Consider the following 19779-nt stretch of genomic DNA (forward strand, 5'->3'; position numbering starts at 1 on the left):
GCGACGATGATTTGGCGATACCCGTAACCATCAGAGATTTGCATCGAGCGCTTCGGGGAAACCCGGGGCGCTTTTGTGTTTGGGGCAGGGCGTCCCGACACTCGGCGAACGACGGGAGAACGACCATGGCCAGCCAGCGCCTCGTCGTCGTCTCCGGTCCGGCGAACAGCGGCAAGATGCCGCTCGCCCGCAGGCTGATGGCCGACGATCTCTCGCTCATGTGCGTCCACCGCGACGATATCCGTGCCGCGCTGGTCAATCCGCTCGACGAGGGGCAGATCACGCTCTGCATGGGCGCGCTGGCGGGCATGCTGCTGTCGTTGGGCTTGTCGGCAATCGTCGTCGCCTGGAACCTCGAGCCGGCAGACCGGGATCTGTGGACGCGGATTGCGGCCGATCATGGGGTGCCGATGGAGTGGATGGACGTGCGCGATCCGAGCGTCGCGGCGCTGATCCCGCCGATGGATGTGGCCGCGTGATGGTATGCCGGGCCTGCCAGAGGCGCCGCCGGCTTCTCGCCGCGGGCCACGCCAAGGGCGGCGTGATCGGGGCGGTGAAGACGGTTCCCGCCATCCTGCGCGACGTGCGCCGCGGGGCGGCCGATGATGACGGCGTGCTGCCGATCTATCGGCGCCCGGTGGTGCGGGAGACGAAGCCGGGCGGGGCGGGGCAGTGACCGTCCAGTTCAAGATCGACAGCGCCGACTTCGCGCGGCTATCCAAGGCGTTCCAGCAGCTGCCGGCCCATTTGCAGGAACAGGTGATGGCTCGGGCCTACGGGCGGTCGCGCTCGGTGGTCGAACGGACCTATGCGCAGCTGGCCTCCGCCCGCATGGACGTCGCCCAGAAGCACATCAAGGCGCGGATGCGGTCCTACATCGCCCCTGATGCCCTGATGCTGATCGTCCGGTCTCAGCAGATCCCCCTCGACGAGATCGGGGGAAAGCAGAACAAGCGCGGCGTCGCCGTCCCATTGCGCGGCACCTATCGCTCGGCCTTCATCGCCAAGGGCGGCAAGGGGGATGGCCGGATCCTGAAGCGCAAGGGCTCAGCTCGCTACCCCACCATGCGCCTGTTCGGCCCGAACCCGGCAGGCGAGGCGACCCGCAACCCGCCTGTGTACGAGGACATGCTGGGCGAGATCGCGCGGGGCGTGTTCTTCCAGGAGATGGCGCGGGGCATCACCTACATGCTCGGCCGCCTCTGATGTGGCAGGCGGCTGCGGCTCGCCTCCGAATGTGTGACATTTTTGCACTTAGCCTCCAAATCCGTGACAAATATGCAACGAAATCAAGGGACCGTCTGGGCAAAGCAAGGGCCTGCGGTGCGGGCCGCGCGCGGGATCTGCTCAGTCTGAGCGGCTTTTGAGAGCCTAAAGACGGGGCCTAAAGAGCTAAAGGACGGGCAGGTAAAGAGGATGAGCTGGTGAGCGAGGCTTCCACGATGGAGGGCGTCGTCACCAAGGGTGCGTTCGCCGAGATGATCGGCGTCTCGCCCGGGCGCGTCTCGCAGATGATCGCCGAGGGCAAGATCGGTCCCGATGCCATCGCCGGCGAGGGGCGGATGGCGCGCATCCGGGTCGAGGTCGCCAAGCGGCAGATCCGCGAGCGGCGGGACCCCGGCCAGGCGCTCGGCAACGGGCTGTCGACGCGGCTCGGCGGACCGGCCGCAGGCTCCGCGTCCGATATACAGCCTTCCGACGAGGCCCCTGGCCTGAGGCACGCCGTCGGTCTCGAGGCCGCCGGTGGCAATGCCGGTTCACCGCCGCTGCTCGACGACTTCGAACAGCGCTTCAAGCTGGAGAAGCTGCAGGAGATCCAGCGCAAGAACCGCAAGGCGGCCGAGGAGGAGGAGGCGCGACGCGGCCGGTTCATGGAAACGGCGGACGCCCGCCAGCAGATGACGCGGCTCGCCGGTGCGATGCTGTCGTCCTTCGAGGGTTCGCTCGCCTCGCTGGCGACGGCGGTCTCGTCGAAGTTCGGCATCCCGCAGCGCGACGTCCTGCATCTCCTGAAGGCGGAGTTTCGGGCCTATCAGGAGGGGGCGGCCAAGCGCCACGCGGCCAAGGCCGAGGAGACGAGCGCGACGCTGGAAAGCGTCATCGTGCAGGATGGCGGGCCGCTCCAGTGACGCATCTGATCATCGAGACGGCGAATGCCGAGCGGATCATGTGGGACGTCATGGCCGAGGTCATGACCCCTCCGCCGCCGGTGGACTATCTGGCCTGGGCGGAAGCCAACATCATCTTCTCCGATCGCGAAAGCCCGTTCCCGGGGCCCTACAATCGGACGCTGTTCCCGTATTTCGACGAGATCCTGCGGGCGCTCGGTCCGTCCGATCCCTGCCGGGTTGTGACGCTGAAGAAGTCGGCGCAGCTCGGCGGCACGGTGCTCGCCAACATCTTCACCGGCGGGTCGATCGCGATGGACCCGAGCGACATTCTCTATGTCCATCCGACGGAGGGGAACGCCCAGCGCTGGTCGAAGATGAAGCTGGCGCCGATGCTGAAGGGCACAACGGCGCTGGCCGAGCTGTTCCCGATGAAGTCCCGGGACGGTCTCGATTCGGTGCTCTACAAGGAGCGGGTGGACGGGCGCGGGTCGATCCAGATTTCGGGCGCCAACTCGCCGGCGTCGCTGTCGATGGTGACCTTCAAGCGGCAGGTCCAGGACGACCTGTCGAAGGGGGAGATGAACAACGCGGGCGACCCGGAGCATCTCGCCAACAGCCGGTCGCGGGCCCACGAGTTCGCCAAGATCTTCAAGATCTCGACGCCGCTGGTCGAGCCGGGCTGCCGGATCACCGACAACTTCAACAAGGGGAGCCAGGAGCGGCTGCATCTGCCCTGTCCGCACTGCGACCACTACCAGGTGCTCGAGTGGGAAAACATGCTGGCCGTCCTCGAGGAGGACAAGCCGGAGGATGCGCATTTCACCTGCGTCGAATGCGGCTGCGAGATCCGCGAGCACCATCGTCCGCAGATGCTGCCGCGGGGCGAGTGGCGGGCGGAGAACCCCAAGGCCAAGCGCGAGCATCGCTCCTTCGACTTGTGGTCGGCGTTCTCCTACCTGCAGAGCTTCGAGCGGATCGCCCGGGAATGGCTCGACGCCAAGGGCGACCCGGCGTCGGAACAGACCTTCTTCAACGACACGCTCGGCCGCGCCTACAAGACGCTGGGCGAGGCGCCGCCCTGGGAGAGCCTGAGGGACCGAGCGGCGGCGGCAGAATACTCCCGTGGCAGCGTTCCTCCTGGCGCTCTGGTCCTGACCATGGGCATCGACTGCCAGGGCGACCGAGTCGAATGGCAGCTGGTCGGATGGGGCCGCCACAAGCGACGCTGGGTGATCGAATACGGTGTCGTGACCGGGCACATCTCGGAAGATCGCTGCCGGGTCATTCTGGACGGTCTGATGGAGCAGAGCTGGCGTAACGCCTATGGCCATCGCCTCGGCATCGACCTCGCCGCGATCGACGGCAATGCCTATACCGAGGACGTCTGGGAGTGGGCGAAGGGCTGGCCGACGAGCCGGGTGATCATGGTGCGCGGCGTCGGGTCGGAGACCGCGCCGCTGATCAGCCAGGTCAAGAAGGAGCGAACCGCCAAGGGCAAGCTCCTGCGCTACTCGAAGCGCTTCTACAATTTCGCGACGAGCATCCTGAAGATGAGCCTCTATCGGCGAATCGTGAAGGAGGACCCGTCGGAGCTCGGCTTCATCGGCCTGCCGAAGGGTTTGGAAGACGAGTATTTCCGCCAGCTGACGGCCGAGAGCCGTCGGCCGAAGAAGACCAAGACGGGCTTTACCGTCTATGAGTGGGTCAAGGATGCGTCGCAGCCGAACGAGGCGCTGGACACGCATCTGCAGGCTGAGGCCGCGGCGATCAAGCTGGGCCTTCGCACGCTGCCCGACGCCATCTGGGATCGCTACGAGGCCGAACGGGAAACCCCGGCTGAGGATGCCCAACTCGACCTCGAGGACGGGCTGTTCGCGCCGAGGGCCGAGCCGCCGCAAACGGAGCGGGCCCCCGCCCCGAAGCTGGCGTCGTCGTCCTTCGCCGACAAGCTGAAAGCATGGAAGAGTCGATGAGCCTCGTCGCACGGATCAGGCAAAGCGTCGCAACGGCGATCGCGCCCGCGCGTCCGGCGCCGGAGGTCCGTCCGACGATGCGGTATCTGCGCGACACCGGGTCGGCGGTGTTGACGTCGCGCTGGGCGTCGCTTCCGGATTCCCGTCGGGACATCCAGTGGGCCTGGGATAGGGCTGCGGCGCTGGCTGCGGACTTCATCCACAATTCGGGCCGCCTGAAGGGTGCCGTCGACCAGGTCAAGGCAGATACTGTCGGGACGGAGCTGAAGCTCAACGCCCAGCCGGACGTCGAGGCTCTGGGCTGGACCAAGGCCGAGCGGAGCGAATGGAAGCGGCTGGTCGAGCGGGAATGGCGGCAGTGGTCGTGGAACCCTGCCGAGTGCGACCACCGGGGCAAGTTCACGATCCCGCAGATCGTCGACATGAGCCTCGGGCATCACGTCGCCTTCGGCGAGGCCTGCGGCGCGCTCGGCTACATGCCGGCGGCGACGCGCCAGCGCTACAACATCCGCACCGGCCTGAAGGTCTCGGCGACGTCGCCGGTGCATCTCGTGCGCGACACGAATGAATTCGAGGGCCTGCACCAGGGCGTCGTTCTCGACGAAAACGACCGTCCACAGGCCTATCGCTTGAGGATCAGTCGTGGCGGACTGGCCGAGACGCAAGACTATGCGGCGCGCGACCAGTTTGGCTCGGCGCTGTTCTACCACGTCTTCGATCCCAAGGATCCGCACGACGTCCGGGGTATCTCGGAACTGGCGCCGGTCATGAAGACCTGGGCAATGTCCGAGAAGCTGGACGATGCGACGCTGCAGACTGCGGTGCTGCAGACGGTGTTCGCGGCGACCCTCACCAGCCCGGAACCGTCGGCGGCCGCGTTCGAAGCGCTGGAAGCGCTCAAGGACGTTGTGGTCGAGGGCACGGCAATCGGGACCGAACTCGTCGGCGACTTCTGCGCCGCGATGAAGGCGCGCCTTGATCAAGCCCGGGAAAGCCGGGTCGCCATTTCCGACAGCCAGATCAATCACCTCGGCCCGGGCGAGGAGTTCAAGTTCCACTCGGCCGAGACACCCGGGAACCAGTACCTGCCGTTCTCGATGCACCTTCAGCGGATCATGGCGCGGTGCATCGGCGTGACGTTTTCGAGCTTCACCCTCGATCATACGAACGCGACCTATTCGTCCGTCCGGATGGAGAACGCCTCGATCTGGCCGGTGGTGATGCGCCGGCGCGAGCGGATCGCGGCGCCGATCTGCCAGGCGATCTATGAGGCGTGGTTGACCGAGAGCGTCGTCGAGAAGCGGATCCCGTTCAAGGGCGGCGTCGCGGCTTTCATGGCGAACCGCGAGAAAGCCTGCTGGGCCGAATGGGTTGGGCCGCCGGCACCGACGGCGGACGACAAGAAGAGTGCGCAGGCGGCGACGGAGAGGCTTGCCAACAGGACGTCTTCGCTGGCGATCGAAAGCGCGGCGGTCGGCTACGATCCGCAGGACATCGCGGCGATGCGGGCCGAGGACATCAAGCTTTACGAAGGGCTCGGCATGGCCGACCCCTATCTGCCGATCGACGCGGCGCTGTCGCGGTCGACTTCGGATGATCCAGTTGGAGCGCCGGCCAATGGCTGATCCGATCCTCGTCGGCGGCGTCTCGGTCGACCCGGACGATCCGTGCGCGCTCTGGCAGGCCCTCTACAACGTCAAGCTCCGGTTCATCTCCGGAGAGCGGGTGGAAGAGGTCGAGATCAAGTCGGCGATCACCAACCGCCGGGTCCGCTACGGCAAGTCGGACATGGCCGGGATCGACGCCGAAATTGCCCGGCTGCAGGTGCTCTGTGCCGAGAAGACCGGCGGGCCGCGGCGCCGATACGCGAAACGCTTCCGGTTCACGCCGAGCTGCTGAGGAACCCACATGGCTGCCATTCTGGAAGACGGAAAGCTTCGGCTCTCCGGCTATGTCGGCGACTATTACTTCGAGGATGGGTTCACCTCCTCGGACGTGGTCACCGCCCTGGCACAGGTCGAGGACGATTCGACGCTGACGGTGCATCTCAACTCCGCCGGCGGCATCGCCACGGAAGGCGCGGCCATCCACGCCCTGTTGTCGGCGCGCTCCGGCACGACGGATATCGTGGTCGAGGGGATCGCGGCTTCGGCCGCCTCGCTGATCGCCATGGCCGGCGAGACCGTCACCATGGCGGCCGGGGCGGTCATGATGATCCACGATCCGTCCGGCTACACCTTCGGCACGTCCGACGACCATCGCAAGACCGTCGAGGGCCTGGAGGCGCTGGCGACGGCCTATGCCCGGGTCTACGCGGCCAAGAGCGGCAAGACCGCCGACGAGTGCCGCACCATCATGCGCGAAGAGCGATGGCTGACGCCGGAAGAGGCGGTCGCCCAGGGCTTTGCCGACGAGACGACGGAGATCAAGGCCGCGCCCGTCGCCGCCTTCGACTACCGGATTTTCGCCCATGCGCCGAAGCGCCTCGTCGCGCTGGCGAAGAAGAAGGATTGGCGCCTCGACGGCGCTGATACGCGAGCGGCTGCGTCCGCCGCACCCCGTCAAACACAGGAGTCATCCATGACGGACAAGGAACGGGCGGACGCTCTGGCCGCCGAACTCGACACCCTCAAAGCACAGATGTCGGCGTCGAAGGACGCGGACAAGACCGCGACCATGGCGGCCGAACTCGCCGAGCTGAAGGCCGAGAAGTCCAAGCGCGAGACCTCCGACGCCATCATGGCGCTCGACGAGGCCCAGGGCCGCGAGGCCCAGGCCAAGGCGCTCGCCGATGCCGGCGTCACCGCCGAGGCGGCCAAGGCTGTTCTCGCCGCCGGCAAGCCGGTCGCTACCGCCAATGGCGGCCCGACGCCCGAGGATTACGCCAAGGCCCGGATGTCCGGCGGCGTGCCTCAGCCGGGAGGCGCACAATCGGAGCAGAAGAAGACTTCGCTCCTGAAAATGGCCGAAGCCCGCTACGGCGGCGCAAAGTAAGGAGATCCGAACGTGGTTTATCCTCTCGCTGGCAGCTCGCTCGCCAACGCCATCCCGGCCCTCGACGACCTCTATTCGGGGAACGTTCGGAGCCAGCCCTTGAAGGTCGCCGCCGGCAGCTACGTCCGCGGCGCTATCCTCGAAATGGATACGGCGACCGATACGCTGAGCGCCCTCGTGACGCCGGCCAAGGCCTTCGCCGTGATGCCATTCACCGTCACGCTCGCCGCTGCCGGCGACCTTGCGGTCTACGTCGAAGGCGACTTCAACCAGGATGCCGTCGGCCTCAACGGTGCGGCGCTGGCGCCCACGAAGACGGCCCTGACCGGTCGCGGTATCAACCTCCGCAAATGGGGCGCTGCCCCCGACGCGGCTTAAGGAGGCTTCGACTAATGGTCGACAACGTTCTCTATTCGACGGCAGATCTCGTCGAAGTCATTCGTACGATCCGCACGCCGCGGCGGTTCTTCCTCGATCGCTTTTTCCGTGCCACGCCGTATCTGTCGACGCGGGAGGAAATCTACTTCGACGAGGTCCTCGAAGACCTGCCGGTGATGGCGCCGTTCGTCGCCCCCATCGTGCAGGCGAAGCCGCAGAAGCGGCACGGCTATCAGGCCAAATCGTTCCGTCCGGCCTACGTCAAGCCGAAGCACTTTCTGAAGCCGGGCGACTTCATCCGGCGCAATCCGGGCGAGCCGCTTCTGGGCGATCTCACGCAGGAAGAGCGGATGAATGCCTCTCGCCTCGACACCCTGGCGCTGCAGAAGCGGCAGATCGAGGAGCGCTGGGAATGGATGGCGGCGAAAGCCATCGTCGATGGCAAGGTGACGATCGCCGGCGAGGACTATCCCAGCGTCGAAGTCGACTTCGGCCGCGACGCCGGCAACGAGATCATTGTTTCCGGGGCCGGTAATATCTGGTCGAACGCCGCCGCGGACATCTCCGGGATGCTGGAAGACTGGTCGGACATCATCCTGGAGAAGACCGGCTATGCAGGCACCGACGTCATCATGTCGCCGGAAGCCTGGAAGTTCCTGCGCAACAACGCTCAGCTTCTGAAGGAGGCCGACCTGCGCCGCGGGGTCCAGAACACCCCCAATCTGCAGCCGCAGGCCGCTGTCGAAGGTGCGCGCATGGTCGGCCAGTGGGGCGAGTTCACCCTCTGGGTCTATGCTGGCCGCTTCAAGGAACAGAACGGAACGACCTCCCGCGCCATCGCAGCAAACGACGTCGTCATGACTGCCGCGCCTGCCCAGGAAGACGGCACCGGCGGCGTTCACGGCGTTCGCTGCTTCGGCGCCATCCAGGACGTCGATGCCATGCTCAGGCCTCTCGACATCTTCCCGAAGGAGTGGGTCGAGCCGGATCCGTCAGGGCTGCAGCTGATGTCGCAGTCCGCCCCCCTGATGATCCCGGGGCGGCCCAATGCAACGGTCAAGGCCACGGTGATCTCGTGATGAAGGCGGCCAAGACGCTCTACACCTCGCTGGGCCGTATCACGCCCGGCGTGGTCATCCCTGATGGTCTTCCTCAGGACGAGGTGGCCAAGATCGTCGGTCTCGATGGCATCCTGCCGGAGCCTTCGAAGCCGGTCGAGCGTAAGGGCAGGTCAGCGGCGGCGCCTCAGCCGGGCGCCTGATCCATGAGCTTCTCCGCTCATCTCGCCGCGGTGGACCTCGTGCTCGCCGCGGCCTTCGACGAGGAAGCCTTCGAGGCGATCAAGATGCACCGGGCCGCCGGCGCAGCGCGTGGGTCGGAAGCCGTTCCGGATCCTGCCGTCCTGCCGCTGGCCTTCATGGGGACGCTGGACTTCGAGCCGTCCTCGACGGGGTTTGGCACCAGCAACCGCACCGCGCCAGACGACCGGGCGCCGCGTCGGGTGACGACCATCCTTGTCACCGCTCTCGTGAGCGCACTCGCATGGGTGCCCAAGGCCGGCGATCGGCTGCGGCGGGTCTCCGACGACACGCTCTATCAGATCGCCATGGTCGACGACGACGAGACCGGGCGCGTCGGCTTCTGGCTCAACAGGATCGGAACCGCCTGATGTTGACGGCCGAAGCCATGCGCCTCGCCGCCTATGAGGCGCTTTGCCCGACGGCGGCCCTGGCGGCGGGAACCGGCTTTCCGACGTTGGCCGGCGACCGCGTCTTCGACTCCCGGGCGATCGCCGTCGACGAACTCGACGACGGCCTCGCCTACACCCCGTCGATCAGCCTCTACACCGAGGACAAGAAGATCGAGCGCCGCGGGCCGATGACGTCGGCCGGGCCAATGGGCTTTGCCTCGGCCTCCCTGGCGGTGGTCTGCGATCTCGCCGTCTCCGCGACGGACGAGGGCGAGACTTCAACCATGCCGCTTGCCGGATCCGATCCCAAGGCGCGCCTCGTGCTCGCCTCGCTCGTCGCTCAGGTGCGGCAGGTGCTGACCCGGGGCGAGACGGCGGCGGGCTTCCGGATGGTCTCGAAGGCGATCACCGAGATCGTCATCGAGCCCTTCATCCTGCCGGAGATGGGGCTGCGCTGGCACCGCGAGATCATGACGCTGCGCTGCGACATCGCCGACGACGACTTCGGCGCCGCGGCGCTGCCGACATCCGTCGAGCGGCTGCGCCTGGCGCTTCCCGCCGGATCCTATGCGAGAGGCCGGCTCGACGACCTCGCCGCCTATTTCACTGCGCCGGCGGCCCCCGTGCCGCTTGCGACCATCGGCCTTGTCGCGCCCGTCGGCGCCGGCGATGCGCCGCAGGATCCGGACGCCACGCCCGACGCCGTCGTCACCTTCTGAAGGACACCCCCATGGCTCTGAAACGCTACCGGCTCGTCAAGAGCGGCGAGCGGCTGCCCTATCGCGGCCGTGAATTCCGCGCCGACGGCGAGACGATGGACGACGGCGAGGCCTTCACCCGTCGCCTTCTCAAGGAAGGCTGCATCGCAGAGATCGAGCCCGCCGATGACGGCGGGGGTCAGAAATCCACCAAGAGCAAGGGAGCGGCCTGATGGCGATCGGCTTCAACAGCATTCCGGGCAACATCGTCGCCCCCATCATCTCCTTCGAGGTGAACTCCGGCGGCCAGTTCGAGAGCCAGTCGCGGCTCGTGCTTCTCGGCTACAAGACCACCGCCGGCTCGCTGGCGGTGGACACCCTGACGCCGGTGCAGACGATGCGCGAGGCGGTGTCGCTCTGCGGCAAGGGCTCGATGCTCGCCGAGATGTTCCGGGTCGCCCGGGCCAACGCTCCGGCGCAGGAAATCTGGGTCGGGGCCGCGACGGAAGTCGGCACCGCCGAGATCCGCACCATCACGGTCGCGAGTGTGCCGGCGGCCGGTGGTGTCGGCGTGATCCAGATCGCGGGTCGCACGCTGCAGGTGGAAATTTCCGCCGGCGATGTCGTCGCCGATGTCGCGGCGGCGCTGAATGCCGCGATCAACGCCTATCAGGATCCTCTCACCCTGGCGGCTCTGCCCTACACCTCCAGCGTGACCGGTGCCGTCGTGACCCTGACGGCCCGCCACAAGGGCGCGATCTTCTCGACGGTCGACATTAACGCGCCGACGACGGTCGCTTCCAACGCCTTCGCAGGCGCGGCCCTGACCTATGCTACCACGACGGCTGGCGCCGGCGACCCGGATCTCTCCGGCCTCCTGGCGCAGTATGCCGACGATCCGTTCGACTGGACCGTCTCGCCCTGGGCCGACGACACCAACTTCGCCCGCTACCTGACGCTGATGAACGACGTCAGCGGACGGTGGGCATGGAACCGGCAGGCCTATGGCCATGTCTTCGCGGTCAAGACGGCTTCGACCTCGGCCATGACCACCTTCGGCCTGACGAAGGACACGCGGCACGTCTCGGTGATCCCGCAGATCACCAGCGCCGGCAACGCGACCCCGCCCTGGGAGTTCGTCGCGGCCGAGGTTGCCCGGCAGGTGCCGTGGCTGTCGGACGGCGCGCTCGGCAACGTCTCGCGCAACCAGACCGGCCTCGAGGTGCAGCAGGTTCTCGCGCCGCGAGACCGTTCGCTCTGGCTGAACGACTACGCCACCCGCGACGCCTTCCTGACCTCCGGCATCTCGACGTGGAAGGTGCGCGCCGACGGTGCGGTGACGATCGACAAGACCGTGACCATGTCGCGCACGGACGGCGCCGGCAACGTCGACACGACCTTCCGGGACATCCAGAAGATCGGCCAGGGGAGGTATGCGCTGCGGCGCTTCCGGGCCCGGCTGCAGTCGGAGCCCGGGCCGAAGGGCATCGCCAATTCCAACCCGGGCGATCTTCTGGCGATCACGACCGTGAAGGACATCACGGCGACGATGATCGCGACGGCGGCCGAGATGCCGGGCGTGCTCGACAACATCGCCGAGTTCGCCGATCGCCTGGACGTGCAGCGCAACGCCGACAATCCGAACCGCGTCGACATCTACGCGCCGCTCGACATGATCAACCCGCTCGACGTGATCGCCGCCAACGCGACGATCTACAGCGAGTACCGGTCTCAGACCGTCGCCGCCTGAAGAAGGATCTGACCCATGGCAGGAAACAATTTCGGCGGCGAGATGCGGCTGCGCGGCTCGTCGGGCACCGCCTACACCCTGCGCTCGGCCGTGACGATGAACACCGCGAGCCTCTCGACGGAGGCCGTTCGCAACCAGAACGGCAAGAATTCCTATGTCGCGACGCTGCGCGCGCCATCGGCCGAGCTGACGCTCGAGGACGAAGGGCAGGACATGGAGGATATCCTGCGGGCCGGCAGCCAGGACATCTACATCATCGAGGAATTCACCGGCGTCACGCATGTCTACGTCTTCGGACGGATCACCGGCGAGCCTCAGTCGAACCGTGAGAACGGCGAGCTTTCCGGCCTGATGATCCAGTCCGACGAGTATCGCAGGGTGCGGACCTGATGGCCGAATTCGTCGTCAAGCTTTCCCGGGTCTACGACCACGGCTCGAAGCCGTTCGATGAGTTGCGGTTCCGTGATCCGAAGCTGAAGGACCGAATAGCGCTCGGGCCGCCCTTCGAGATCTTTCGCAATCAGGATGTCTGGGACGATGCCGTCGTCTGGAAATATGCCGAGCGGTTGCTGATCGACCTCTCGCCGGGCGCCATCCAAGACCTCGACTATGCCGATGCGGAGGCGGTCTATTACCGGTTCCGCGATTTTTTTACCGATGCGAGTCCGCGGTTCGTCAAGCAGACGCCCTAGTGTTTGGTCTCAAGTGGGACGCCGGCACAATCGGCGACATGAGCTTCGAGGAAGTTGAGGGATGGATCACGCGGGCCATCGCCTGGAAAAAGGCGCAGCCTAAGCGGTAGCCTTACCGGTGCGCTTGCCCCACCCGTCGTAATAGAGGCTGGCCTCTTCCTTCGAGGGATGCTGGCTCTTCAGGCACCGCTCGAACACCTCGAAGGAGGGAAAGCGGGTTCGTTTACCCCTGCCATTGACCGCGGCAACGGTGCCGTCGTCGTAGTAGTCGAATTGCAATCCACCGATCTCGCCGGACCCGACCTTTTGCCGCGACCTCGACGGCCAGAGCCCAGCTATCGCGAATAGGCTGGCGTTCAAGATGATCGCGAGCGCGAAGATCTGTTGCGTGATCGTCGGTGCGTCGAGCAACGCGGACACCCCGACGAAATAGCCGGCGACGCCGATGAGCGTGAAGATGGTTTTCATGACTTGCATCCTTCGAACTTCCGCAAAGTCGATATATAGAAACGAAGCTGGTCCGGTTTAATGGCACGAGATATTGAGGCGCGGCTCAAACTAACCGCGATTGACCGGACGCGGAAGGCCTTCGACAGCGTCGGAAAGAATCTCGATCGCATCGACGCCAAGTCGAAGAAGATCGAGCAGAGGAACGCCGTTGCCGCTCGTGCTCAACGCGCAAGGGTTGGCGCCGGTCGTGGCGGGATCGGCCTTATGGCCGGCTTAGGCGGGGGGATTTTGCCTGCCATCGGCGCAGGCGTTGCCATCAAGTCGACTATCACTTCGGCGGCCGATCTTGAAGCGTCATTGAACCGCGTGCAAGCAGCTCTGCAGGCAAGCGGCGGCGAGATGACTGATATCACCGAACTCGCCAAGGAGATGGGCCGGACAACGCAGTTTACGGCGAACGACGCGGCTCTTGCGATCGAGATGCTGGCCAAGAATGGTCTGAACGCATCGCAGATTCTCGGCGGTGCGCTGAAGAACTCCATGCTGGTTGCCGCCGCGAGCGGATCGGACCTCGAAATGTCGTCCGATCTCGTGACTGACGCCATGCAGAACTTCGGTCTGCAGGCGAAGGATCTCGGCAAGGTTGCCGACGGCATCAGCGGCACGCTGCTTCAGTCTAAGTTTGGCATCGACGATTACCGGCTTGCCCTCGGCCAGGCCGGCGGCGTCGCAGGCGGGCTCGGTGTGACCATCGACGACTTCAACACGTCCATCGCCGGCACGTCCAGCACGTTTGCCTCCGGTTCCGATGCCGGCACCTCGTTCAAGACGTTCCTGTCACGGCTCGTTCCGGCCTCGAAGTCTGCGCGGATCGCGATGAACAAGCTGGGCTTGGAATTTTTCAAGTCCAACGGCGACATGAAGAATATGTCGGAGATTTCGGAGGAACTGCAGGAGGGGCTGGAAGGTCTCAGCGACGAGGCGCGCAACAGCTACCTCCAAGACATCTTCGGGGCCGACGCGATCCGGACGGCCATCGGATTGTCGAAGCTCGGCGCCGAAGGCTTCGGCGAGTTGGGTCGCAAGATCGCCAGCGCGAGTGCCCAAGAGCAGGCTGACGCCCGCATGAAGGGTTTCGGGGGCGAATGGAAGAAGATGACCTCCGCGCTGGAGTCCTTGTCGATCGACCTCGGTGAGCTGGCGCTGCCCGGCGCGACGAAGGCCGTGGAAAATCTCCGCGATCTGATCGGCGAAATCGGCGAAGGCCTCGACCAGATCGGCAAGCAGATCAACTGGGAAGGCATCGACGAGGCAAAAACGTCGATCGGCGACCTGAAGGTTGCCATTGAAGAGCTGATGCAGATCGACGCAAGCGACAACGGGATGTCGAAGGCCTTCAAAGACATCGCGACGATGGTCGATCAGGCCGCCTCGGCGATCAAGGTGATCGCCGACGAAGCCGAAAACATCTCGCGTTTCCTGAACGATCCGACGGGCTACATGAACGACCCGGCGACCAAGCAGGGGGCGATCGAGAACGCGAAAGCGGCGAAGGATCGCGGCGACTTCCTGAATTCTTGGGTCGAAGAGAATGTAGGCTCGCCGCGGATATGGATGGGGATGGACAAGCCCACGCCCTACGTCCCGTCCGCCGGATCCGAACCGGCGGAGAAGGGCGGTCGCGTTACGAGTGTTGAGGCCCGAATGGTCGACGCCCCTCAGCCGATGGTGCCGGAGCTCGATATCACGAGCTATCTTCTCGACATCGACACGGCAGGCCGGGCCAAGGAAGCGCTTGAGCAGCCGATTACGACCGACGCTAACCTGAACACGGCGGCGTTTTTGGCTGGGCTCACACAAATGGAAGGGGCGGCGAAGGCTTCGGTTGCCCGCATCAACGCGGCATTCGGCGGCATCAACGCCCCTTCGATCGGCGGCGGCTTGCCTCGCGCCAACAAGGCCCCTGCCACCACCATGCCGGATGCCGGCCAGCCAGGGGGCGGATGATGGTCGACTGGTCCCGCGCCTTTCGCAACGGCGGCCGAGCGTCCTTCAAGGGCGCCGGCTTCTGGGTGGAGATCGACGAGCTGCAGGGCGGTCGCCGGGTGGCGGTGCATGCCATCCCGGGCGGGTCTCATCTCTCCGAGGACATGGGTCTTCGTGAAGGCATCTGGCGGCCGACGGCCTATGTCGCATCGGATGGCGTGATCGGCGAGGGCAAGCGCCTCGAGGCGGTCTGCAATTCGGAAGGGCCGGGGCTTCTGTCCCTGCCGATGGATGCCGTTCTCGCCCACTGCGACGGGTTCCGCCGCAACCGGGACAAGGACAAGAACGGGTTCATCGCCTACGACATGATCTTCATCGCGGCGGGGTCGGCCGGGGCTGCGTCTCCGTCGCCCGGCGCTGCAATCAGCGCTTCGTTTTCGGCCGGATTGTCCGGCGTCTCGCTGTCGGTCGGCGTCTCTGCCTCGTTCTCGGCCGCGGTCGGGCCGCTGTCGATCGGGGCTTCGGCCAATCTCTCCGCAGGGGTTTCGTTCTGATGTCCTGGGTTTTCGATCTCCTCGGCGCCCATGTGACGGATGCGGACGATTCCGTCGTTCTCCGCCGCAAGGCCATCGCCATTTCGGCTGGCGGCGCGGCGGGGGCCGAAGCCTACCTGACGGTCTGCCGGGAGCTTGGCGAGGCTGCGGCCGATCCGGCGGCGCTGATCGACGCGCTCCTGCGGCGCGAGGAGACCGGCGTCGTCTATCGGCTGGGGTTCTTGGTGACGTGGTGCGCGGCGGTGGTGCGGGCCGACTTCGAAAGCCGGCGCGATGCCGTTGCAGCGCGGTCACTGCTGGCTGCGCGGGCCGATGCGGACTATGGGCCGATCGCGACAGCCTTCGGGGCGGATGTGCTCGAATGGATGGTCTCGCTGGTCGGGACGGCCATCGTGCAGATCTCGGCGCTGGCGGCGGACAAGAGCCCGGTGGTGCGGGTCGAGACCAATCTATCCCTGCCGGCCAGCGTCATCGCGTGGGAGCTCTACGGCGACCCGACGCGCGGCGCCGAGCTGGTGCGGCGCAACCGGGTGTCGACGGCCATGCTGATGCCGGTGTCGATCGAGGCTCTGTCGTCCTAACATGGCCTGGGAAACCGTCGTTCTCGAAGTGGCCGGCAAGCCGCTGGCCTTCACGCGCGTCGAATTGCGGGTGTCGGCCGAGGAGGTGTCTCGGGAAGCGTCCTTCGATATCGTCTGGGTCCAGCCGGGGCCGCCCTGCGGGCCGGACGAAGAGGCCAAGATCACCGTCTCGGGGGAACTCTGGCTGACCGGCTACACGCGGGATGTCCGGGGCTCGCTGTCGACCGATCGGCGGTCCTACGCCCTCACGGTTGTGTCGAAGTCCGTCGATGCCACGGAGGCCTCTGTGGACCATCCGACGGGGCTGGCGAAAGACCTTGATCTGAAGGGCATCGCAGAGACCTTCGACACGCTGGGCATCGGGATCGAATCGACGATCAAGACAGCGAAGAAGAAGCTTCACAAGCTGCGGATCGGGGAGACGCTGTTCCAGACGCTGGAGACCGACGCGCGGGCGCTGGGCGTCCTGATCCACGACACCGCCGAGGGCAAGCTGAAGCTTTCCAAGGGTCCGGACGGCAAGGTGGCCGGCGCGCTGCGCGAGGGCGTCAACATCGAGCAGGCGTCGGCGACGATCTCCGGGCGCGGCACCTTCTCGGAAATCAAGGTCCGGGGGCAGGCATCAGAGGGCACGTCGAAGACGGCGCTGCGGCCCGTCGGCGAGGCATCGGCCGGTGGCAAGCGCAAGCGGCCCCTGATCAAGGTTCACGAGGGCGAGGCGACGAGCGAGCGGCTGAAGGATCGGGCGGCCTGGGAAGCCAAGCGCGCGGCCGGATCGGCGAAGGAATGCACCGTGACGACGCCGGGCTGGCGCTCCAACGGGCAGCTGTTCGAGGCGAACAAGACGATCGAGACCATCATCCCGGCCTTTGGGATCGAGCAGCAGATGACCATCGCCAGCATCGTGTTCGAGCAAGAGGCTTCTGACGGGCAGGGCGGCGGCACCAAGGCGACGCTGACGCTCAAGGATCCCCGCGCGCTCGGCGGCGAGAACCCGCGCGGCAAGAGCGCTGACAGCTGGTCGGCGCCGGCGGTGCCGATCCCGACCTTCCGGGCGGACTGAGGAACACCATGGCCGACAGCGGTTTCACGCGCTTCGAACTGGACGGGTCGGTTGACCACCGGGGCGGGCAGCAGTTCGTCAACGGCAAGGGCTTTGCCGGCGACGGCTACGAGAGCGTCCACCGGATCGAGCCGCATGGCTTCGCCTCGCACCCGGTCGCGGGCGGCATCGGGCTTTTGACGGGCGTCCGGGGCAATCGGGACTCGGCCTATGTGGTCGGCGGCGAGAACCCGTCGTTGCGGCCGCAGGGCGATTTCCTGACCGCAGGCGGCACGGCGATCTATGACGCGGCGGGCAACATCGTTTCCATCGTCTCGGCCAAGATCCGAATTGTCCACTCTGCGGAAATCCGGCTGACGGCGCCGCAGATCATCCTCGAAGGGGAGGTTCACATCGGCGGCGAGGGCGGCGTGCCGGCTTCCATGCAGGGGACGATCGACAGCGATGGCGACGTCGATATCAGCGGCTTCGCGACGAAGGTGTTCCTGACGTGAGGATCATCCCGCTTTCCGAGGCCGAGGAGCCGCAGCTCTCGCCCGACATCGTCTGGAACGGCGAGACCGGCGACCTGGCGCTGTCGGCTCTGACAGACCCGATCAACCCGTCCGGGCTGAAGGCCGACCAGCCGCTGCAGACGGCTGTGATCATCGCGCTGATGACCGATACCCGGGTCGATCCGACCGAGCTTCGGGACGGCGACCGGAACCAGGGCTGGCCCGGCGACGGCTTCGACCTCGAGCCGGGCGAGCATGCGCTGGGCTCCAAGCTATGGCTCCTGCGCCGCGCAGCGCTCACGCCGGACATCGAACAACGGGCCGAGGAATACGCGACGATCGCCCTGCAGCCATTGATTGATCAGAGGGTGTTCGTCCGCTTCGACGTGGTGGCCAAGGCCGCCAACGCCCGCAACCGCCTCGATCTCACCGTCGCCGGCTACGGTCGGGACGGGGCGGTCAAATATCACGAACGCTTTGCAGTCCTATGGGATGCTCTCGATGCCCTATCAGCCGCGTGACCTGACGACGATCCACCGGCAGGTGCGCGGCGCGATCCGCCAGTATCTCCCCGGGACCGACGCCGGCATCAAGGGCAACGTGCTCTATGTCATCGGCAAGGTCGAGGCCATGCTGGTCGAGCTCTACGACCAGCGGCTCGGATGGATCTCCAAGCAGCTGCACCTCCATTCGGCCACCGACGAGCGGACGATCGAGGCGCATGCCGCCGAATACCAGATCATCCGCAAGGCGGCGACGGCGGCCACGGGGCTGATCACCGGCACAGGAACGCCGGACCGGGCCTATCCTGCCGGCATCCGCTTCCTGTCGGCGGACCAGACCTATGTGACGACGGCGCCGGCCACCGCCACCAATCTCGGCGCGGTCACCTTCACCGTCGTCTCGGAGGCGACGGGCGCGGCGGCAAACCGCGAGGCGGCGGGGGCCATGCTCCTCGCCGATGCCGGGCTTTATCCGTCGCTGGGCGACACCTTTCTCGTCGGGGATGCCGGGCTCGGCGGCGGCGCCGACCGCGAGGACATCGAAAGCCTCCGCGCCCGCGCGCTGGACCGCAAGCGACGGCCACCGCAAGGTGGATCGCTGTCCGATTACGAGCAGTTCGCCCTTGCCGTTCCCGGCGTCGTCAAGGCATGGGCCTACCGGATGCAGGATTCCATCGGCTCGATCGGGGTGTTCTTCCTGTTCGAAGGCCGCACCAATCTCATCCCGGAGGCGGCCGACGCCACCGTGGTGACGGCGGCAATCGATGCGCGGCGGATGATCCGGGTCGATGCCCTGGCGCTGGCGCCGGTGGCCGTCGCGGTGCCGGTGACGATCTCCGGGCTCAATCAGGACACGGCCGACATCCGGGCCTCGATCTCGGCGGCGATCAAGGCGATGTTGCTCGAGCGGGCCTATCCCTCGATGCCGGGCGACATCTTCATCCTGTCGCGGTCGTGGATCGGCGAGGCCATCTCCGGCGTCACCGGCGAGGACCGGCATGTGCTCGTCGCGCCGGTCGCAGACATCACCTTCGCTCCCGGAGACTATCCGGTGCTGGGAACCGTGACCTATGCGTGATCCGGCCCGCAACATCTGGACCGAATACGAGCCGGAGGCGACCGGGTCAGAGCTCTATGTCGATCGGGCCGATGCGCTGTCCGACCCTGACGTCGAGGATCTTCTGCCGTCAGCGCTGTCGCTGTGGCCCAAGGGAGCCGCCTGGGGCTCGCCGGATGGGCAGGCCATCGACGAGGGCTCCAACTGGGCGAGGCTCACCCGAGCGCTGCTGGCGCCCGTGGCGGAACTCTATCGCCTGGCCTTTGAGGAATCGAAGGAATGGTTCGTCCTGTCGCTGCGCGAGCGGCTGGTCGACTGGGAACGGGAATACGGGCTGCCGAGCGACTGCGCCCGACCGAACCAGAGCTACGAGACCCGGTTCTATACGCTGCTCAACAAGGTCCGCTCGACCGGTACGATCACGCCGCAGGACTTCGTCCGGCTGGCGCACTTCGCCGGCTTCCGGATCAAGATCGAGGAGCGTTTCGCCTTTCGCTGCGGCTTTTCCCGCTGCGGTGGCGAGCACTTCCTCGGGGGCTACGATCAGGAGGCCTACTGGGTCGTGCATGTCTACGACCTTCGCCGGGAGTATTTCCGGGTCGGCAAGAGCCGGGTCGGCCGCGACCCGCTGTTCGAAGTCGTCGGCATGCAGGAGCTGATCTGCCTGTTCGAGGCGGTGGAGCCGGCGCCGTTCAAGGCGGTGTTCCGGCTCGTCGGCGAGGCTGTCCCGACATACACGACATGGCCCGAGATCTGGCATGCCGCACCATGGGGCATCTACGACGTCTGACCGCCGAGGCGTCAC

General features: G+C 66.2%; 26 protein-coding genes. 25 read left to right on the forward strand and 1 reads right to left on the reverse strand.

Going from position 1 to position 19779, the window contains the following annotated elements:
- Nucleotides 1-125: 125 nt before the first annotated feature.
- The 17 genes from ATO4_RS20105 to ATO4_RS20185 all read left to right on the forward strand — a co-directional run bounded on the left by ATO4_RS20105 (nt 126) and on the right by ATO4_RS20185 (nt 12286).
- A complete protein-coding gene (locus tag ATO4_RS20105) occupies nt 126-479 on the forward strand; it encodes an AAA family ATPase (RefSeq protein WP_083593431.1) in 354 nt (117 codons plus the stop codon).
- The gene (locus ATO4_RS20110; RefSeq protein WP_139802574.1) at nt 476-676 is read left to right on the forward strand and encodes a hypothetical protein; all 201 of its coding nucleotides are present in this window, start codon (nt 476-478) and stop codon (nt 674-676) included. Before ATO4_RS20105 ends, ATO4_RS20110 begins: the two co-directional genes overlap by 4 nt.
- Complete coding sequence (locus ATO4_RS20115; protein WP_083593436.1) at nt 673-1206, forward strand: hypothetical protein; 534 nt, start codon at nt 673-675, stop codon at nt 1204-1206. The genes ATO4_RS20110 and ATO4_RS20115 overlap by 4 nt, the downstream gene beginning before the upstream one ends.
- Nucleotides 1207-1424: 218 nt before the next feature.
- Nucleotides 1425-2129, forward strand: a complete 705-nt coding sequence (locus tag ATO4_RS20120; protein ID WP_210191106.1) for a hypothetical protein — start codon at nt 1425-1427, stop codon at nt 2127-2129.
- Nucleotides 2126-4084, forward strand: a complete 1959-nt coding sequence (locus ATO4_RS20125; protein ID WP_210191107.1) for a terminase gpA endonuclease subunit — start codon at nt 2126-2128, stop codon at nt 4082-4084. The genes ATO4_RS20120 and ATO4_RS20125 overlap by 4 nt, the downstream gene beginning before the upstream one ends.
- Complete coding sequence (locus ATO4_RS20130) at nt 4081-5709, forward strand: phage portal protein (RefSeq protein WP_083593439.1); 1629 nt, start codon at nt 4081-4083, stop codon at nt 5707-5709. Before ATO4_RS20125 ends, ATO4_RS20130 begins: the two co-directional genes overlap by 4 nt.
- Nucleotides 5702-5983 (forward strand): hypothetical protein, encoded by a 282-nt coding sequence (locus ATO4_RS20135; RefSeq protein WP_083593442.1) that lies wholly within the window; start codon nt 5702-5704, stop codon nt 5981-5983. The genes ATO4_RS20130 and ATO4_RS20135 overlap by 8 nt, the downstream gene beginning before the upstream one ends.
- Nucleotides 5984-5992: 9 nt before the next feature.
- Nucleotides 5993-7078 (forward strand): head maturation protease, ClpP-related, encoded by a 1086-nt coding sequence (locus tag ATO4_RS20140; RefSeq protein WP_083593443.1) that lies wholly within the window; start codon nt 5993-5995, stop codon nt 7076-7078.
- Between the two features lie 12 nt (nt 7079-7090).
- On the forward strand, nt 7091-7456 hold the full coding sequence (locus ATO4_RS20145) for a hypothetical protein (RefSeq protein WP_083593445.1): 366 nt from the start codon (nt 7091-7093) through the stop codon (nt 7454-7456).
- 14 nt (nt 7457-7470) lie between these two features.
- A complete protein-coding gene (locus ATO4_RS20150) occupies nt 7471-8535 on the forward strand; it encodes a major capsid protein (RefSeq protein ID WP_176223075.1) in 1065 nt (354 codons plus the stop codon).
- A complete protein-coding gene (locus ATO4_RS20155) occupies nt 8535-8717 on the forward strand; it encodes a hypothetical protein (protein WP_083593452.1) in 183 nt (60 codons plus the stop codon). The genes ATO4_RS20150 and ATO4_RS20155 overlap by 1 nt, the downstream gene beginning before the upstream one ends.
- Before the next feature lie 3 nt (nt 8718-8720).
- Nucleotides 8721-9125 (forward strand): hypothetical protein, encoded by a 405-nt coding sequence (locus ATO4_RS20160; RefSeq protein ID WP_083593454.1) that lies wholly within the window; start codon nt 8721-8723, stop codon nt 9123-9125.
- Nucleotides 9125-9865 (forward strand): hypothetical protein, encoded by a 741-nt coding sequence (locus ATO4_RS20165; RefSeq protein WP_083593457.1) that lies wholly within the window; start codon nt 9125-9127, stop codon nt 9863-9865. The genes ATO4_RS20160 and ATO4_RS20165 overlap by 1 nt, the downstream gene beginning before the upstream one ends.
- Before the next feature lie 11 nt (nt 9866-9876).
- Entirely contained in the window at nt 9877-10077 is a 201-nt protein-coding gene (locus tag ATO4_RS20170; protein WP_083593460.1) for a hypothetical protein, read from the forward strand.
- Nucleotides 10077-11594: a hypothetical protein gene (locus ATO4_RS20175; protein ID WP_083593464.1), complete on the forward strand. Its 1518-nt coding sequence runs from the start codon at nt 10077-10079 to the stop codon at nt 11592-11594. The genes ATO4_RS20170 and ATO4_RS20175 overlap by 1 nt, the downstream gene beginning before the upstream one ends.
- 15 nt (nt 11595-11609) lie before the next feature.
- Nucleotides 11610-11984: a hypothetical protein gene (locus ATO4_RS20180; protein WP_083593467.1), complete on the forward strand. Its 375-nt coding sequence runs from the start codon at nt 11610-11612 to the stop codon at nt 11982-11984.
- Nucleotides 11984-12286 (forward strand): phage tail assembly protein, encoded by a 303-nt coding sequence (locus ATO4_RS20185; RefSeq protein WP_083593471.1) that lies wholly within the window; start codon nt 11984-11986, stop codon nt 12284-12286. The genes ATO4_RS20180 and ATO4_RS20185 overlap by 1 nt, the downstream gene beginning before the upstream one ends.
- A gap of 99 nt (nt 12287-12385) precedes the next feature.
- Here the strand turns inward: ATO4_RS20185 and ATO4_RS20190 are convergent, their stop codons facing one another.
- Nucleotides 12386-12754 carry a hypothetical protein gene (locus tag ATO4_RS20190; RefSeq protein WP_083593474.1) on the reverse strand — a complete coding sequence of 123 codons (369 nt, stop codon included), beginning with the start codon at nt 12752-12754 and terminating at the stop codon, nt 12386-12388.
- Between the two features lie 60 nt (nt 12755-12814).
- On the opposite strand from ATO4_RS20190, the gene ATO4_RS20195 reads away from it, so the two are divergent.
- The 8 genes from ATO4_RS20195 to ATO4_RS20230 are packed head-to-tail and all read left to right on the forward strand — an operon-like array spanning nt 12815 to nt 19764.
- Nucleotides 12815-14743, forward strand: a complete 1929-nt coding sequence (locus ATO4_RS20195; RefSeq protein ID WP_083593476.1) for a phage tail tape measure protein — start codon at nt 12815-12817, stop codon at nt 14741-14743.
- Nucleotides 14743-15276 carry a DNA circularization N-terminal domain-containing protein gene (locus tag ATO4_RS20200; protein ID WP_176223076.1) on the forward strand — a complete coding sequence of 178 codons (534 nt, stop codon included), beginning with the start codon at nt 14743-14745 and terminating at the stop codon, nt 15274-15276. The genes ATO4_RS20195 and ATO4_RS20200 overlap by 1 nt, the downstream gene beginning before the upstream one ends.
- Nucleotides 15276-15857 (forward strand): hypothetical protein, encoded by a 582-nt coding sequence (locus tag ATO4_RS20205; RefSeq protein ID WP_083593484.1) that lies wholly within the window; start codon nt 15276-15278, stop codon nt 15855-15857. Before ATO4_RS20200 ends, ATO4_RS20205 begins: the two co-directional genes overlap by 1 nt.
- A 1-nt stretch (nt 15858) precedes the next feature.
- Nucleotides 15859-16920 carry a hypothetical protein gene (locus tag ATO4_RS20210; RefSeq protein ID WP_083593487.1) on the forward strand — a complete coding sequence of 354 codons (1062 nt, stop codon included), beginning with the start codon at nt 15859-15861 and terminating at the stop codon, nt 16918-16920.
- Between the two features lie 8 nt (nt 16921-16928).
- Nucleotides 16929-17414: a phage baseplate assembly protein gene (locus ATO4_RS20215; RefSeq protein ID WP_083593490.1), complete on the forward strand. Its 486-nt coding sequence runs from the start codon at nt 16929-16931 to the stop codon at nt 17412-17414.
- Complete coding sequence (locus ATO4_RS20220; protein ID WP_083593494.1) at nt 17411-17935, forward strand: phage GP46 family protein; 525 nt, start codon at nt 17411-17413, stop codon at nt 17933-17935. Before ATO4_RS20215 ends, ATO4_RS20220 begins: the two co-directional genes overlap by 4 nt.
- Entirely contained in the window at nt 17916-18995 is a 1080-nt protein-coding gene (locus ATO4_RS20225) for a baseplate J/gp47 family protein (protein WP_176223077.1), read from the forward strand. Before ATO4_RS20220 ends, ATO4_RS20225 begins: the two co-directional genes overlap by 20 nt.
- On the forward strand, nt 18988-19764 hold the full coding sequence (locus ATO4_RS20230; protein WP_083593500.1) for a putative phage tail protein: 777 nt from the start codon (nt 18988-18990) through the stop codon (nt 19762-19764). The genes ATO4_RS20225 and ATO4_RS20230 overlap by 8 nt, the downstream gene beginning before the upstream one ends.
- The last annotated feature ends 15 nt before the right edge of the window (nt 19765-19779 follow it).

Source organism: Aurantimonas sp. 22II-16-19i, from assembly GCF_002088275.1.
Classification (GTDB): domain Bacteria; phylum Pseudomonadota; class Alphaproteobacteria; order Rhizobiales; family Rhizobiaceae; genus Jiella.